We start from the raw sequence: 16,739 nt of genomic DNA on the forward strand, positions 1-16,739 counted from the left end.
TGGTTTATCCTTTCTTCTTCGGTGCTTTTTTGGCTTTTTCTTCTTTAGCCACCACCGTTTTAGTTTCTTTCTTAGGCGCCGGCGCTTCTTCTACAGGATCTGTTGCGTCGGCATATTTTTCTTTCAGCTTTTTGTAGTCGATATGTTCCAGTACTTTGTGTACAGTGTAGGCCCAGTAGTTGCGGAAGCCGAAGCCCTGTGCTTTGCCGGTCATACGTTCTGTCATGAGCACGTTGTGGGTTCCCATGTCCACTACCGTTACATACATGGCAGCCTCTTTTTCTGTTTTGCTCATGGCTTCCATCACAAACAGCACACCGATACCTTTTTTATCGCCGAATTTGTAGCCTTTCACCAGTTTGGTGACATCTTCCGGCTTCAGGCGGTTGTAATCACCGGGATTTTCAGACTTCATTTTGTCAACATTGACTTCTGCGTTTCTGGCGTTGGTTTCGCTGAGATCGAAGTCTACAGAGGAACGATGGAAAGCGCCTTTCACATCGTATTTTTTAGGCTCATTTCTGATAACGTCATTGATACCGATGAAATGGCGGTTGATGTCCGTGGCGGCGGCGTCACCAAGCAGGCGTGCCTGGGTGAAATCAACGCCCAGCCAGGTAAAGGGAGTGTCCGTGTTTTCCAGAAAGTTTTTCAGTTTCTGGGCGTGCGTAACGCTGATGAAACAGCTACAGATAAGGATGGTCAGGGTAAAAACTCTACGGATAATCATAACTTATTTATTAAGTGGATTGATGAAAATTTTCATTTCGCACTGTGCAATAACTCTGCCATTGTAGCATACTTGTCCAGCCACCATAGTGGCGTTGAACACTTCTCCCTGAATTTCGGTGGTGGTTTCGATGGTTTGCCCGGCGGGGGGCAGTTCCAATATCTCGAGGTTATTAACGGCGCCGATAAATCCCAGTGGTACGGGACTGTTCTCCTGTTTGGCGATGTAACCAATACGGGCGGCGGCGGTTTGGGCTATATTTTCCATGAGGCCGGGAGGCATGAGCACTCCGTTTTCCACGAATACGTTATCGGGAGCAATATGCAGGGCGGTACGGGTTTTCGGGCCGTCCACTTCCACAATGCCACTGATCATGACAATCGGTGTGCGCTGGGGAATGTAAGCGGTAATATCGTCTGAATGAATAAACATCTGCACAAGTTATTATTTATAGACAAAACACGAAATAAATCGAATTATTCGACATTACGGCGCGTAAAAACACGGATTATTCCCAAAAATCATAATAATTGAACCACTGTTCCGGGTAACGGCGGATCTTTTCTTCCAGCAGGGCGGTAAAATCGGCCACAGCTGTTTCCACGCCCTGCTGACGGCGCCCATGGTAGGAACGGGGCTCGGTGGCGTAAAAATGATAATGGGTGGCCGTTTCCTTGAAGGCGAACACCACGCATACGGGTACCCGGAAGGTGGCGGCCAGCAGGAAAGGGCCCATAGGGAAACGGGCGTCATGGCCCAGCAGCGGGGCGGTCACGGTTTTATTGCCCGGCAAAAAACGGTCGGCATGCATACACACCAGCTCCTGGTTGCTCAGGGCTTCGTTAATGGCATAGATATGTGACAAATCATCCCTGATCACGATGATATTCACATTTCTGTCGCCGGTCACGGAAGAAAGATATTCCTTGATACGCTGGTGCTCCCCATCGAACATGACAATATTGATACGGGTCTGCAACCGTTTAAACAGGTGCCCGGCCACTTCCCAGTTGCCCAGGTGGGCGCTCAGCAGAATTCCGCCGCGCCCTCCGGCCACCATCCCGCGCAGATGATGTTCCCCGTCAAAATCGAACGAAAACTTGTTGGCCATATCAGCCATGACCACGATCTTATCGATCAGCGTCTGGCCAAATATATAATAGTTACGATACAGGCTGCGTAAGGACTTCCACGTGCCGTAACCTATTTTGGTATGAAAGTATTGATAGATGGGTTTGGAAGAGCTCCAGGAAAATAAAAAATAATAAAAAGCGACAAATCTCAACAGAAAATAAGCAGGGTAAACACCTCCATATCGTAATATGAAAATAAAAATACTGTAACCCAGCTTATTTCCTTTCGACTTTCCCTGCCAGGAAGGCATTATACCAGTTCTTTTTGTTGAACACGAGCCGTTACATAATCGTAGAAATCCTGGAAGGTAACGATAGACTGGAAGTCTTCCGGTTTAACTTTAAAACCGAAATTATCTTCTATCACCACCACCATGTCAATATAATCCAGGCTGTCCAGGTCCAGCGTGGATTTGAGGTTCGCTTCAGGTTTAATGTCAGTGGGGTTCGCTTCAAACTCCTCCACCAGAAACTTGTTCGTAACAGTTATTATTTCCTTGATATCCATAAAATGTGCGAATCAGATATAGGTCGTTTTAAAATAATTTATAGCGGTTAATCTTACCCAATCCTGATTTTATCCTCCAAAGTTAAAAAACATTTACATTCCCTCCCATTTTCTGACAATGAGAGACGAATTGGTCCCTCCAAAGCCGAAAGAGTTGGACAAAAATATATTAAATTTTTTATCAATTGTCTTTGTGGCAATATTCAGTTTAGCGGCATCTCCGTCCGGATTTTCCAGATTGATATTGGGGGCGATAAAATCGTTTTGCATCATGAGCATGGAATAAACGATTTCGCTGGCGCCGGCCATCCAGCATTCGTGGCCGGTCATGGACTTGGTAGAGCTGACGAACGGATTGGAGTCTCCAAACACTTCGTAGATAGCGCTTGCCTCGCTGGCGTCGCCGGCGGGCGTAGAAGTAGCGTGCGCGTTGATATATTCGATGTCTGCTGCTTTGAGGCCGGCATCCTGCAAAGCGATTTGCAGGGAACGTACCGGTCCGTCCACAGTGGGATTGGAGATGTGGCTGCCATTGGAAGAGAATCCGTAGCCCAGTACTTCACCGAGGATGGTAGCGCCTCTGCGTTGGGCGGATTCCAGGCTTTCGAGGATCACGGTGGCTGCGCCGCCGCTGGGCACCAGGCCGTCGCGGTCGCGGTCAAACGGCCGGGAAGCCCGGGCCGGGTCACTTTCGCGGACAGAGAACGCGGCGATGGCATCGAAATTACCCATGGCATACACGTTCACCTCCTGTGCGCCGCCACAGATCACCGCGTCCTGCATACCGTTGCGGATAAACATATACCCGAGGCCGATAGCATGGGAACCGCTGGCACAAGCCGCGCTCACGGTGAAATTGACGCCCCGCAGTTTGAAAATAGTGGCCAGGTTCATGTTCACGGTGGAGTTCATGGTCTGGAACACGGAGCCGGAGCCAACGAGCATGGTGTCCTTTTTCTCCCGCATGATGTCTGTAGCCTCCACTACCGGTTTGGCCGAGCTGTCGTTGCCGTACAACAGGCCTACCGGGGTTTTGTCAATATAGTCCTGGTCCATTCCCGCCTGAGCAAGTGCCTCACGGGTGGCCATATACGCGAATTCTGCCTGTTCGGGCATCATCAGCCTTGACCGGCGGTCCAGCAGCCCTTTCAGTTCGGGGCGCACGATATGGCCGGTCAGGCCGGAACGGTAGCCAAAGGCTTTACGCTCCTGGTCCAGTACAATACCGGATTTGCCCTTATACAATGAATACCTTACCTCCTGCATATCTTTACCGATGCAGGAGTAGATTCCCATTCCAGTGATCACTACTCGGTTCATGTACAAACTGCTTTTAAGTATGGAGACCTCCGTTGATATTCAACACTTCTCCAGTGATATAGCCGGCTGCTTTGGATGCGAGGAACGCCACGGCTTCGGCCACTTCTTCGGGCGTACCGAAGCGGTTCATGGGCACCTGCGCCGCCAGTTCTTTCTCATTCAGTTCTGCGGTCATATCTGTTTTGATGAAACCCGGAGCGATGGCATTCACGGTAACACCCCTCTTGGCCACTTCCTGCGCCAGTGCTTTGGTAGCGCCGATCACACCTGCCTTGGCGGCGGAGTAGTTGGTCTGCCCGGGAAGCCCTTTAATGCCGGATAATGAAACCATGTTGATGATACGGCCATAACGCTTCAGCAGCATCGCATTCAGCACCTGTTTGGTCACATGGTAGAAACCATTCAGGCTGATATTCAGGACATTGCTCCATTGTGCTTCGTTCATCCAGAACATCAGGGAATCTTCCCGGACGCCGGCGTTGTTCACGAGCACTTCAATGGTATGCTGATCTTTATTTTGTTCCATCCATGCGCCCAGTACGTTCTGTACTTCGGCGGCATCACCTACGTTGAACTGCAACAGCTCCCCGCTGCTGCCTTTTGCCTTTACCGCTTCCAGGGTTTCCTGTGCAGCGGCTTCATTGCCTTTATAATTGATCAGGACATGGTATCCCAATTCGGCCATTTTAATACATACTGCCCTGCCAATACCGCGAGAGCCTCCTGTAACTAAGGCACACTTCATGAATTTACGAATTACGGATTACGAATTACGGGCTTGCCGTATTTATGTTGCCTGTGCCGGCAGGAAATCAGAACATTTTTACCGGCTCATTACATAACAGGTACTCCTTGATCTTACCCAGGTCTTTGTACATCGGGCTGTCCTCAATAAATTTAGGATAAATTGCCCTCACTTCCTGGTACACTTTATGGGAGAAACCAGCCAGCCTGTCCTGGCATTGCAGGTAATCTACCGCCTGCATGATGGTCAGCGTGTGAATGGCCAGCACCTCAAATGTGTTGGCGATCACTTTATTGGCCATCAGTGCGGAGTTACAGCCCATGCTCACGATGTCCTGGTTATCGTTGTTATTCGGTATGCTGTGTACGTACATCGGGAAAGACAGCGTCTGGTTTTCCGCTACGGTAGAAGTGGCGGTAAACTGTGCGCCCTGCATGCCGAAGTTGAAGCCCAGTTTGCCAAGGTTCATAAACGGCGGGAACTTGTGGTTCAGCTTTTCGTTCAGCAGGTAATTGAGCTGCCGTTCTGCCAGCATCGACAAGCGGGTGGTGGCGATCTTCAGCTTGTCCATCTCCAGTGAGATATAATCGCCGTGGAAATTGCCGCCATGAAACACGTTTTCCAGTTCGTGGTCCACTACCGGGTTGTCGCTCACGGAATTGAGCTCCTGTATCACTACTTTCTCTGCCTGTATGAGGGTGTCATATACGGGGCCCAGGATCTGGGGCACGCAACGCAGGGAATAGTATTCCTGTACTTTATCTTTGAATATCTCTTCTTCCAGTTCTTTGTAGAGGTGATCCGGACGATGACGTACCATGCGGCTGCCCTGGAGGACTTCACGCATTTTAGCGGCCACGGTGTTCTGGCCTACGTGCATTTTCACGGCGTTCAGCTCGGCTGACAGGTGGTCGTCGAATGCTTCCACGATTTCGTTGATCATGGCGGAGAGGGTCACGGCCCACCCCAGCAGCTGCCTGGCCTGTATCAGGTTAACGAGGCCGGCGCCTGTCATTGCGGACGTACCGTTGATGATGGCCAGTCCTTCGCGCACGTGAATGCCGATGGGCTTTAATCCCAGGCGGGCAAACACTTCTGCCGTAGGTTGCATTTTATCTTCATACCATACTTCCCCTTCACCGATCAGCACCAGCGCCAGATGGGCCAGCTGTACGAGGTCGCCGCTGGCGCCCACGCCGCCGTGTTCAAACACACAGGGGTATACGTTTTTATTGATCAGGTCTTTCAGCAGGATGGCCACTTCCGGATGGATACCGGAGTGCGCCTGCATAAAGCTGCTCAAACGCGCTATCATCAGGGCTTTGGTGATCACCGGGGAAAGCGGTTTGCCCGCGCCGGTGCTGTGGCTGCGGATCAGGTTATATTGCAGCTGAAAGGTATCACTGTCGCTGATACGGTACTGGGCCATAGGTCCAAAACCGGTGTTGATACCATAGATCAGCTTTTTGGCAGAAAATTTCTGCAGAAACAAAAAACTGGCTTCCACCTGCTGTAATGCCGCTGCTTCCAGGCTCAGCTCTTCGCCGGCGTAAAGCACTCTGTACACCTCATCGAGGGTCAGCGACTTACTTCCTAATACAACCATTTTATATTATATTATTTATTTATTTATGTGAAAAAGTGCTCAAAAATAGTACAAAGATGGATTTAATCAAATAAATCCACCCGGACATTCACGAATTACGGGTAAGTACGCATGCGGCAAATACTTGCTTTGGGGGATGGTAGGTTTTACTCTTCGTCAGTTTGCACAGGTGGTGTCACCAGTACCTTGTCTATACGGTGAGCGTCCATGTCCACAATTTCAAATTCAAACCCTCGCCACAGGAATTTTTCCCCTGTTTTGGGAATATGTTCCAGGTGATGCAGGATAAATCCGGCTAGTGTGTCAAAGTCCTGCTCAAATTCGGTCATCCATTCTTCCTTATCAAATTCGGCCAGGAAATCGTAAAAAGGTATCTGCGCGTCTACCAGCCAGGAGCCGTCGTCGCGGCGCACCATTTCATAATCGTCCACCTCTTCTGTTTCCGGCATATCACCCACGATGGCTTCGAGAATATCGTTGAGCGTGATCATACCCAGAAACGTGCCATATTCATCCACGATAAAAGCGGCATGGACATGTGTTTCCTTAAACTTTTCCAGTACCTGGTAGGCGGTATTGTTTTCCGGCACAAACAGCGGCTTGCGGATAATCTGTGCCAGCGGCATGGACTTGCCCGTTACGGCGTACAGGTCCTTGATGGACACAATGCCTTTGATGCTGTCTATCTGCCCTTCACATACGGGATAAACGCTGTGCAGGCTCTCATGGATCTTTTGCTGGTAGGCGGCCGGTGTTTCATTGATATCAAGCCAGGTGATATCGTTACGGTAAGTCATCAGCGACGTGATGTTACGGTCGCCCAGGTGAAATACCCTTTCAATGATTTCCTGCTCTGTTTCTTCGATAGCCCCGGAAGTAGTGCCTTCGCTGATGATCGCTTTGATTTCTTCTTCTGTCACCTGCGCCCCTTCGGGATGCAGGTTAAATATTTTTACCAGCACATTGGTGGTGGAAGTTAACAACCAGATAAAAGGAAAGGTAAGCCAGGAAACAACATACATAGGGCTGGCCATTCTCTTGGCAATACCTTCGGGACGGGCGGCGCCCAGTCTTTTGGGCAGCAGTTCTCCCAGTACCAGTAAAAAATAAGTGATGACGATAACGACGATAACGGTGGAAAGGACGCTGCTGTAGGCAGCTACCGCAGGATACTGGTTGAGCCAGCCGATGACCTGGTCTCTGATGGTACCTCCGGAATACATGCCGATGAGGATACCAATGAGTGTAAGACCGATTTGAACGGTAGAAAGAAATGTGTCCGGATTGTTGGCCAGCTTCAGTGCGGCCTTTGCTTTTTCATCCCCTTTATTGGCTTGTTGTTCCAACCGGCTCTTGCGGGCCGAGACCAACGCCGTCTCCGACATTGCGAAAATGCCGTTAACTAAAATAAGGATGAGGATAATGACGACGACTTCCATGATTTAAAGTCTAAAAATAAAAAATTATTCAAATATCAACGTAAGAAATGCGAGCACCAGCCCCGTTGCGATGGCCAGCACTTTTTTACTGCTTAATTCATGATGTTTGGTACCACTTTCATAAAAAATGGTCGTGGAAATGTGCAGGAATGCACCTATCACCAACGCCACCACGTATAATAAATAATGTGATACAATATCGAAGCGGTTGCCCATCCACCAGGCGAGTATGGCCGCTACCGGCGTTACCACGGCGAAAGCCATCAGGATCTGCCAGAGCTGTGCCTTGGTTTTGTGGGCGTGGATCATCACCGTGATCAGTGTCAGCGCTTCCGGCACCTTATGCGCGGCCACGCCCATCATCAGTGAAGGCAAGGCTGACTGGTCTTCATATTTGAAGCCCAGCGGGATACCTTCCATGAATGCATGAATGGACAAACCCAGCAGCAGCGGCGTGACAGCGATGTGGTGATGGTTTTCACCCGGTAAATGGGTATGGCCATGTTCCATGCCGTGTGACAGCTGCTGCAAAAATACCTGCAGGAAAAAACCCAGCACAATGTAAATACCTGCGCTGTGGCCCAGTTCATGATACACTTCCGGCAGCAGGTGCATGATCGTCACCCCAAACAGGAAAGCGCCGGTGAAAGCCAGCAGGTAAATGGTAAAATTAGCATTGATACGCCTGATCGTCATGGGGATAACCCCACCGGCGAGCGTAGCCAACAGTATAAGTATCAGATATGTCCAGTTCATGATGTTTGTTCAGGCTCCAGTCTTATGCGGCGCTGGAAAAAACTGCCGCTCAGCAGCCCGATAAGGCCGCCCAGCACCGCACCACCCAGCACGTCCAGCGGATAGTGCACTCCCACGTATACCTGCGCATAGCCTATAACAGCCGCCCACAGGAAAAACAACAGGGCATACCGGCCCAAAGCTGATTTTAAAGTTAAGAAACAAAACGTCGCCAATGCAAAATGGTTCGCAGCGTGGTTGGAGGTGAAACTGCCGCTCATAGGGCAATACACGACCAATACCCGCACATAGTGCGACACAATAGGATCGCGGCAGGGCCTGAGGCGGCCAAACGCCTCTTTAATGTACAGACTGCTCTGGTCTGCCAGCGCAAAGACCAGCAGAAAAAAAACGATCCAGAAAAAGCCCCTCCAGCCGTAGTTAATGGTGACGAACAATGCCAGGAACAGGTACAGCGGCGCCCATACATATGGCTCCCGCACAAAAGGCAGGACCACATCCAGTACAGCATTATGCCATTGCGCATTAATATGTAAAAATAAGCGCAGGTCCTGTTTCAGGATACTTTCAAGCATGGCTAAGGTTTTTGAGCAATGAGGACCATACGTGGCGAACGCTGTTCGTCATAGCTGTTGAAATGATAGTCCCCGAATATTTCACTGATCACAAGGCCCTGTTTGGCGAACATACGTTCAAAATCCGCACGGGAGAAAGCGTTCACGCTCTCTGCGAAAGTGGCCCTTCTCATGAGGTTTTTATCGAGAATATTGATTTTTTTGAGGAATTTATGGTTTTTCACCTCCCGTTGGATATCAAACACCACGTTCTCTTTTTCCTTCACTTCATCGTACACCAGGTGTTGTTCCACATAGGGGCTGTTGAGATAGTCGAGCACCAGTTTGCCGCCGGGCCTGAGCGCGTTGGCCAGTGTACGCAGCGCGTTGTCGTTGTCGCGCTGTGATTCAAAATAGCCGAAGCTGGTAAAGAAATTAAACACCACATCAAAGTAGTTGATGCGGAATGGCAGGCGCATATCATGCTGGAAAAAACTCAGGTGTTCATTTTCCAGTTTTTTGGCGATGTTGATGCTTTCTATGGAGAGATCGATACCGGTTACGTCATATCCCTTGTCTGCCAGGTATTTGGCATGGCGTCCCTTTCCACAGGCCACGTCCAGCATTGACGCGTGCGCAGGTGGCTGCAGGTATGCCAGCAGTTTATCGATAAATGCAGCAGCCTCCTGCTCGTCACGGTTGTTGTAGAGCAGGTGGTAGTAGGGGGAATTAAACCAATCTTTAAACCAGCTTTTGTCTATATCTATATCCATAATCATGCAATCAATGCCAGCGGGCATATATTACTTTTTGTTATTAAACATCAAATATCGCGTGCTTTCGTAGAAGCCCCGTGTTAAATTATCCAGATTTTTTGCTGTGTCCGGCTGTTGGGCCTGTATGTTCTTCAGCGGATCGCCTTTCAGGTCGTACAAAGCCGTGGCATGGGTGGCCATATTGATTTCGTACAGGTACTGGTCCCCTATTACGCTGTAGTAGGGCTGCTGATTGCGCAGGTAGGTGATGAAGGCGTACTTGTTGTTTGCCCGGGTGCTGTCGAACAGGTTGGTGCCCAGCGTATAGTTTTTATACGGCAGGCCCACCAGGCTGGCCATGGTGGGGTATACGTCCAGCAGGCTGCCGGGCGTACTGACTACCTGGGGCGCCACATGGGCAGGACTGTACATGAACGCTGTTACATGCACGCCGCCGGTGCTCAGTTCATATTCCGGCATTGGCATAAAGGAATATGGATTGAGGATGCAGTTATGGTCACCAAAGAACATGAAGACGGTATTGTCGAGGTAACCGTCTTTCCGGGCTACATCGATGAGGTGGCCTACATTATAATCTTCATACCGCAGGGCATTGAACTGATCGAGTGACACGAAGCCGGATTTTTTGAATTTCTCCATATCGATATCTTTCTCCGTCAGTTTTTTAAAATCCCCTGCCCCGCTGGTAGTGGTGTATGGCGGGTGGTTGTCTGCCAGCTGCAGGAAAGCCACGAACGGTTTTTTCTGGTCGTTGCTGGCTTTGAAGATCTCACTGGCCTCTGTGATCAGGTCATAGTCGGAGATGCCCCATACATCGGCTTTGGCGGACTTGTACATGCCTTCTTCATGGATGCTGATACCTTCCACGTTGTTGGTGAACACTGCGCGGATATTGGCCCAGTTGGTATTACCGCCGAGGAGGTACAGTTTTTCGTAGCCTTTGAACTGGTCCATGATAATACGCTGGTCCAGCATTTTAGGATGGCGGCTGGCTGTTTTCACGGCGGTGATGTCCGGCAGGCCGGTGGTGACGCCGAAAACGGTTTTAGCCGTGCTGATGGCCGGCACATAGAAATTTTTAAAGAGGATGCCGCTGTCGGCCAGCCGTTTCATATTGGGCGTGGCCTGCATGGGGTTGCCGTACATGCTTGTAGGCGCGGCGCCGGTGGATTCCAGCATCACCAGCACTACATTGAGCCTGGGTTTGGTGGAGTCGCCGGGAACAGTGCGGACATATTCCAGTTTCTCCGCATCGGCCTTGTCTACTTTGAGGTAGTTGGCGATATACGGATAATATTTTTTGGTGGCGTTGATATCGTAGGTATCTCCCTCCACAGAGAAATTGGAGGCGAAATACAGGATGGGATTGAGCCCCAGGCTGGTGATGCCGTTGTCGCGGGTGAACATGGCCTGGCTCCAGCGTAGCGGGAAATAGGCGAAATTACCATAGATGCCGGCGGCTATGAGCAGGGTAAGCGCCGTTACATAACCGGTGAAAGGCCAGTTGCGCAGGTATACCGGCGGTTGCGCCGCAAAACGGTTCCAGCTGCGCCGTTGCAGGCGGAAAACGAGGAACAGGAAAACAAAGATCCCCAGGGAGCCACGCAGTACGGGGTAGCTCTGCCATACCATCCGGGCGTTGTCGGCCCGCTCTCCTTTGGCGAGGAAGCGCATAATGGAAGGGTCCAGCCGCATGCCGAGGTAATCGTAATGTCCCAGATCGAGGATATATAATAAGGTAAGGACGGTAATAACGATGAAGAAGTAAATGGACACTGCTTTACGTATCCCTTTCGACGTAAAGAAGCCGTTACGGGCGATGACAGCCGTTAAAGCCACCGGGATTACCAGGATAAGCGCCAGCCGGAGGTCGAACCTGGTGCCCAGGGACCATGCTTTGGCGACAGCACTGCTGCTGGTAATGGTGGTTTTAAAGAAAAACAGGTAAAAGATGAGCCTGAACAACACCATCAACAGAAAGAGATAGAGTGTTTGAACAAGCACATAACGAATATACCGGGGTATATTCTTCCAGAAGTATTGCATGCAACGTATAGCTGTTTTTTTAAAAGCGTAGCTGCAAATATAATGAAAACTGAACGGGGAAAATGGTCGATCTGTCGGCAAGGCTGCTCATCTTTTCATAATTAGGAAATCTGGAACGGTTTTTTTTATATTTGCCTTCCTTAAAAAATTGAATCTCGTGGCACTGATCAAATCAATATCCGGTATTCGCGGAACCATAGGCGGCAAGCCCGGTGAAGGACTCTCTCCTCTGGATGTGGTAAAATTCACCGCAGCTTACGGTACCTGGCTTTCCCGCCAGACCGACAACCGCAAAGTGGTAATAGGCCGTGATGGCCGTATTTCCGGCGAAATGGTGAAAAACCTGGTAGTATCCACGCTCAACGGCCTGGGAATCGATGTAGTTGATCTCGGCCTGTCTACTACGCCAACAGTAGAAATTGCTGTAAAAATGGAAAATGCTGCCGGTGGTATCATCCTTACCGCCAGCCATAATCCGAAAGAATGGAACGCCCTGAAACTGCTGAACGCGGAAGGCGAGTTCATTTCCGGCGAAGACGGCGCAACACTCCTCGACATTGCGGAACGTGAAGACTTCACCTTTGTAGACGTGAACAAACTGGGTTCCTACACACAGGACGATTCTTACCTGCAGAAACATGTAGACCTCGTAGTAAACTATCCTCTGGTGGATGTGGCTGCTATCAGGGAGCGTAATTTCAAAATAGTGGTAGACGCCGTTAACTCTACCGGCGCCCTGTTCGTACCGCCATTGCTGAAGGCACTGGGCGTAAACGAAGTGGAAGTGTTGTTCCCGGAAGTGACCGGCAAATTCGCCCACAATCCGGAACCGCTGGCAGAAAACCTGACCGCGCTGTCCAACGAAGTGAATAAATCCAACGCTGACCTGGGCATCGCCGTAGACCCGGACGTAGACCGCCTCTGCTTCGTTTGTGAAGACGGCAGCATGTTCGGTGAAGAATATACACTGGTGGCCGTGGCTGACTATGTGCTCAGCAAACGTCCAGGCAATACCGTTTCCAACATGTCCTCCACACAGGCGTTAAAAGATGTGACGCTGAAAAACGGCGGACAGTACACTCCTTCTGCCGTAGGCGAAGTGAACGTGGTAAGGAAAATGAAAGAAACCAACGCTGTCATCGGTGGTGAAGGCAACGGCGGCATTATTGTGCCGGACCTGCACTATGGCCGCGATGCGCTCATCGGTATCGGTCTTTTCCTCACCCATCTGGCCAACAACAAAAAAAGCATCAAAGCGCTGCGCAACAGCTACCCTGATTATTTCATCTCCAAAAATAAAATCGAGCTGGACAAAGGAGTAGATGTAAAAACCATCTTCGAAAAAATCAAAGGCAAATACAAAAATCAACCGTTAAACACGGAAGATGGCCTGAAAATCGAGTTCGATAAAGACTGGGTACACCTGCGCACCTCCAATACAGAACCGATTATCCGTATCTATGCGGAGAGCCAGAATGAGACCACGGCTGATAACATCGCCAAAAGGATCATGCAGGACATCAAAGAATTCATGTAGAATTTTTGATATAGATTATAAAAAGAAGACCGAAGCGGATAGTCCGGCTTCGGTCTTTTTTTATTTCCTACAGATAGCGGTTAGATCAGCTCTTTCAGTTTAGCGATCACCTTATCTATTTCTGTTCTTGTATTGTTTTTGGAGAAAGAGAAACGCACGGCGATCTGGTTAGGATTGCTGTTGATGGCGCGTATCACGTGAGAACCTGCGTTGGCGCCGGATGTACAGGCACTGCCGCCGGAAGCGCAGATACCGTTGATGTCCAGGTTGAACAGGATCATTTCGCTTTTCTCTGATTTCGGGAAAGACACGTTCAACACGGTGTAAAGGCTGCGGCCTTTCAGGTCGCCGTTGAAGGTGACGCCCGGAATATTTTTTTCCAGTTCCGCCGCCATGTACTGGCGCAGGTCGTTGATATAAGCACTGTGCTCAGCATGGTGCTCAGTAGCCAGTTCCAGTGCTTTGGCGAAACCGATGATGCCATAGAGGTTCTCCGTGCCGGCGCGCATGTTGCGTTCCTGGCTGCCACCCTGGATGAACGGACTGATTTTCACGTTCTCATTGATGTACAGGATACCTACGCCTTTGGGGCCATGGAATTTGTGCCCTGCAGCGGTAATGAAATGTACTGGTGTATTGCGCAGGTCAAACGGATAGTGCCCAACGGTTTGAACGGTATCGGAATGGAAGATGGCATCAAATTCTTTACAGAGCGTGCCTACGGCGTGCAGATCGAGCAGGTTGCCGATTTCGTTGTTGGCGTGCATCAGCGTTACCAGGCACTTGCCACCGGCCTGCTGCAACAGTTCGCGGAGATGGTCCATGTCGATATGGCCGGATGGCAATATTTTGACAAAAGACAATCCGATACCGCGATGGTGATGCAGGTACTCTACGGTATGCAAGGTGGCGTGGTGCTCTATCGGGGAAGAGATGATGTGTTTACATCCCAGGTCGTTGATGGCAGCATTAATAGCGGTGTTGCTGCTTTCTGTTCCGCCGGACGTAAAAAAGATTTCTCCCGGATGCGCGTTCAGGATCTTAGCCACTGATTTGCGTGCATTTTCTATGCCCAGCCTGGTTTCTCTTCCGTAGGAATAGATAGACGAAGGGTTTCCGAACTTTTCCGTCATATAGGGCAGCATGGCATCTAATACCACCGGGTCCAGAGAGGTGGTTGCTGCATTATCAAAATAAATTCTTTCCAATGTTGGTGGTTTTTGATTAAGGCTTTTTGTAATGGTGCCATCAAAGTTCCGAAAAATTTGAATATTTTGATAGGCTGATATACAACTGTTTACTGTTTATATCTTCCTATTGCTGTGTTGACCTATTGAATAGGTCGGATATCATCTACATAATAAATTAGATATCAACACTAATCACAATTAAATATATTATTATATAAATAATATACAATAAGACTATACTGGTGAAATGTTCAAATTTCACCAGTAAATATCCTAATATCAAAATACCCAAATATCAAAATGATCAGGAATTCCTGTTGATCAGGTCATAAAACCGGTCGCGGTAACCATCACTGATAGGGATGGACTGGTTAGCGATCATCACCGTGTTTTTTTCTACCGAATTGATTTTATTGAGTGACACCAGGTAAGAGCGGTGCACGCGGATAAACTTGTCGGCCGGCAGGCGGGTTTCGAATGACTTCAGGCTGCGCAGCGTGAGCACAGGCAGATTGGGAGTATAGATTTTCGTATAGTCTTTGAGTGCTTCAATGAAAAGAATGTCTTCAAGATTGATCTTGATGATTTTGTATTCTGTTTTGATAAAGATATAGTCACTGACAAAAGTGGCCATATCGAGCGGGGCGGCCTTTTGCTGATTGGCCGTAAACGTTTCATTGGCTTTGGCGGCGGCTTTCAGGAACCGTTCAAACGGCACCGGCTTCAGGAGATAGTCTACCACATCGAGGTTAAAGCCATCCAGCGCATACTCGCCGTATGCGGTGGTAAAAATGACCATGGGCGGATATTTGAGGGACTTGAGGAACTGTATGCCAGTGATATCCGGCATTTTGATATCCAGAAAAACCAGGTCCACCGGTTCTTCCTGAATAAAGCGCAGGGCATTGGCAGCGTTTTCAAACTTACCGGCCAGCTGAAGGAAGGGCACTTTGCGGATGTAGTCTTCCAGGATTTCCAGGGCCAGCGGCTCGTCATCCACAGCGATACACTTTATCATTTTTTCAATACTATTTTAAGATCAACAATAAACTGGTTTTCTGTTTCCGTGATAGTGATGTCATGGTCTCCGGCATAGAGCATGTCCAGTCTTTTCCGTACGTTTTGTAATCCGATACCGCCTCTTTCGGATACCCGCTCTTTAAAGAGGCTGTTTCTGACAATTAATCTGATCATATTTTCTGCAATAGTGATATCTATGTTGATAAAGGATTCTTCCGCATAGCTGATGCCGTGCTTAAAGGCATTCTCCACAAAGGGCACCAGCAGCATCGGTTCTATCAGGAAACCGGACGCACTGCCTTTTAATTCATATTGGATGTCAATGTCCTGCGGCAACCGCAACCGCTGTATATCTATGTAATCCTGTAGGTATTTCAGTTCGTGTTCCAGCTGTACTTTGTCTTCGTTGGACTCATAAATCATATACCGCATGATGGTCGACAACTTCAGGATAGCATGTTCCGTTTGGCCGGATTGTTTGTGTGCCAGTGAATAAATCGTATTCAGGCAATTAAAAAGAAAATGCGGATTGATTTGAGACTTCAGAAATTTCAGTTCTGCATTCAGTTTTTCCACTTTCAACGCTTCCCGTTGTTTTTCACTTTCAAACCACTCTACGGCAATTTTGATGAACCCGCTCATAAACAGCATCAACAGAGCGAAAAAGCCGGAGCGGCGGAGCACTTCCGGGAACAACAGATAATCCCAGAAAGAGACTTTGCCTTCCACTATCCGGAACCAGCGTGGCGGCGGCAGCGGCAGCGTAGACATCACCGGCCTGGCCATTACGGTAACATGCGGCTTTCCATTGCCCAGCGGCATAGCCAGGCTGCTGGCTGTTACCTGCGCTCCTTCCTCCTCTCTTATCTCGTACCGATGGTTAAACGGCGGAAAGGCCTTCGTTGTTACATCATTCGCCAATCTTGCCTTATCCAGGCGCATGGCCATCATCGCCGGACGGCCCATGTAATTCCGGAAAAAATAAAAATCCAGCGCGGCCTGCTGCATGGTGATAAACACCACCAGTACGATCACGGTACAGAGATATTTTACAATCTTCTGCCGGTTGAAATACCGGGGTATCAGCACATAAATGTTCAGGTAAAAAACAGCTATCAGAAAGAGGTTGTCAATCAGCTCCTTGATGAAAAAGGTCTTATGCAGAATCTGAATGCGGTAAATGAAAAAGGGAAAGAATAAAAAACACACCCATGCCAGGATGTGCAGGGATACGACGACCGGACGATTCTTTAATATACGTTTGAAATGGAGCATCATTGTAATTGATGCGATAAACATACAACCGTATCCGGTATAGCTTGTGTTAAAGTTTGTTAATCCTGGTATAAGGGATTGTTAAAATTAAATTAGTATTAAAA

At 49.0% G+C, this 16,739-nt stretch carries 16 protein-coding genes; 1 reads left to right on the forward strand and 15 read right to left on the reverse strand.

Features of this window, described 5'->3' with window-relative positions:
• Positions 1-4: 4 nt before the first annotated feature.
• The 12 genes from ACTJJS_RS21295 to ACTJJS_RS21350 form a co-directional block, all read right to left on the reverse strand.
• Positions 5-730, reverse strand: a complete 726-nt coding sequence (locus ACTJJS_RS21295; protein ID WP_440665164.1) for a hypothetical protein — start codon at positions 728-730, stop codon at positions 5-7.
• Positions 731-733: 3 nt separating this feature from the next.
• Positions 734-1,162, reverse strand: coding sequence for a 3-hydroxyacyl-ACP dehydratase (locus ACTJJS_RS21300; RefSeq protein WP_343743667.1), 429 nt, complete (start codon positions 1,160-1,162; stop codon positions 734-736).
• A gap of 76 nt (positions 1,163-1,238) precedes the next feature.
• Positions 1,239-2,015: an LpxL/LpxP family acyltransferase gene (locus ACTJJS_RS21305; protein WP_247654963.1), complete on the reverse strand. Its 777-nt coding sequence runs from the start codon at positions 2,013-2,015 to the stop codon at positions 1,239-1,241.
• Positions 2,016-2,113: 98 nt separating this feature from the next.
• Positions 2,114-2,371 carry an acyl carrier protein gene (locus tag ACTJJS_RS21310; RefSeq protein WP_078667209.1) on the reverse strand — a complete coding sequence of 86 codons (258 nt, stop codon included), beginning with the start codon at positions 2,369-2,371 and terminating at the stop codon, positions 2,114-2,116.
• A gap of 93 nt (positions 2,372-2,464) precedes the next feature.
• Complete coding sequence (locus ACTJJS_RS21315; RefSeq protein ID WP_440665165.1) at positions 2,465-3,691, reverse strand: beta-ketoacyl-[acyl-carrier-protein] synthase family protein; 1,227 nt, start codon at positions 3,689-3,691, stop codon at positions 2,465-2,467.
• A gap of 13 nt (positions 3,692-3,704) precedes the next feature.
• Positions 3,705-4,436 carry a 3-oxoacyl-ACP reductase FabG gene (gene fabG / locus ACTJJS_RS21320; RefSeq protein ID WP_440665166.1) on the reverse strand — a complete coding sequence of 244 codons (732 nt, stop codon included), beginning with the start codon at positions 4,434-4,436 and terminating at the stop codon, positions 3,705-3,707.
• A gap of 67 nt (positions 4,437-4,503) precedes the next feature.
• Positions 4,504-6,042, reverse strand: coding sequence for an HAL/PAL/TAL family ammonia-lyase (locus ACTJJS_RS21325; RefSeq protein ID WP_440665167.1), 1,539 nt, complete (start codon positions 6,040-6,042; stop codon positions 4,504-4,506).
• Between the two features lie 146 nt (positions 6,043-6,188).
• Positions 6,189-7,481 carry a hemolysin family protein gene (locus ACTJJS_RS21330; RefSeq protein WP_440665169.1) on the reverse strand — a complete coding sequence of 431 codons (1,293 nt, stop codon included), beginning with the start codon at positions 7,479-7,481 and terminating at the stop codon, positions 6,189-6,191.
• A gap of 24 nt (positions 7,482-7,505) precedes the next feature.
• Positions 7,506-8,237: a ZIP family metal transporter gene (locus ACTJJS_RS21335; protein ID WP_168871965.1), complete on the reverse strand. Its 732-nt coding sequence runs from the start codon at positions 8,235-8,237 to the stop codon at positions 7,506-7,508.
• Positions 8,234-8,812 (reverse strand): phosphatase PAP2 family protein, encoded by a 579-nt coding sequence (locus ACTJJS_RS21340; protein WP_440665171.1) that lies wholly within the window; start codon positions 8,810-8,812, stop codon positions 8,234-8,236. Before ACTJJS_RS21340 ends, ACTJJS_RS21335 begins: the two co-directional genes overlap by 4 nt.
• Before the next feature lie 2 nt (positions 8,813-8,814).
• A complete protein-coding gene (locus ACTJJS_RS21345) occupies positions 8,815-9,564 on the reverse strand; it encodes a class I SAM-dependent methyltransferase (RefSeq protein WP_247654962.1) in 750 nt (249 codons plus the stop codon).
• 30 nt (positions 9,565-9,594) lie between these two features.
• Positions 9,595-11,613 (reverse strand): LTA synthase family protein, encoded by a 2,019-nt coding sequence (locus ACTJJS_RS21350; RefSeq protein ID WP_440665173.1) that lies wholly within the window; start codon positions 11,611-11,613, stop codon positions 9,595-9,597.
• A gap of 157 nt (positions 11,614-11,770) precedes the next feature.
• Here ACTJJS_RS21350 and glmM point away from each other — a divergent pair, with 157 nt between their 5' ends.
• The gene (gene glmM / locus ACTJJS_RS21355; protein ID WP_168871962.1) at positions 11,771-13,150 is read left to right on the forward strand and encodes a phosphoglucosamine mutase; all 1,380 of its coding nucleotides are present in this window, start codon (positions 11,771-11,773) and stop codon (positions 13,148-13,150) included.
• A gap of 80 nt (positions 13,151-13,230) precedes the next feature.
• On the opposite strand, the gene ACTJJS_RS21360 is transcribed toward glmM, so the two are convergent.
• From ACTJJS_RS21360 to ACTJJS_RS21370, 3 genes are all read right to left on the reverse strand, one after another.
• Complete coding sequence (locus ACTJJS_RS21360) at positions 13,231-14,358, reverse strand: cysteine desulfurase family protein (RefSeq protein ID WP_168871961.1); 1,128 nt, start codon at positions 14,356-14,358, stop codon at positions 13,231-13,233.
• A gap of 286 nt (positions 14,359-14,644) precedes the next feature.
• Positions 14,645-15,358 carry a LytR/AlgR family response regulator transcription factor gene (locus ACTJJS_RS21365; RefSeq protein ID WP_440665174.1) on the reverse strand — a complete coding sequence of 238 codons (714 nt, stop codon included), beginning with the start codon at positions 15,356-15,358 and terminating at the stop codon, positions 14,645-14,647.
• Positions 15,355-16,659, reverse strand: coding sequence for a sensor histidine kinase (locus ACTJJS_RS21370; RefSeq protein WP_440665175.1), 1,305 nt, complete (start codon positions 16,657-16,659; stop codon positions 15,355-15,357). The genes ACTJJS_RS21365 and ACTJJS_RS21370 overlap by 4 nt, the downstream gene beginning before the upstream one ends.
• Positions 16,660-16,739 lie beyond the last annotated feature (80 nt).

This window comes from Chitinophaga sp. 22308, assembly GCF_052045305.1.
GTDB lineage: Bacteria > Bacteroidota > Bacteroidia > Chitinophagales > Chitinophagaceae > Chitinophaga > Chitinophaga varians_A.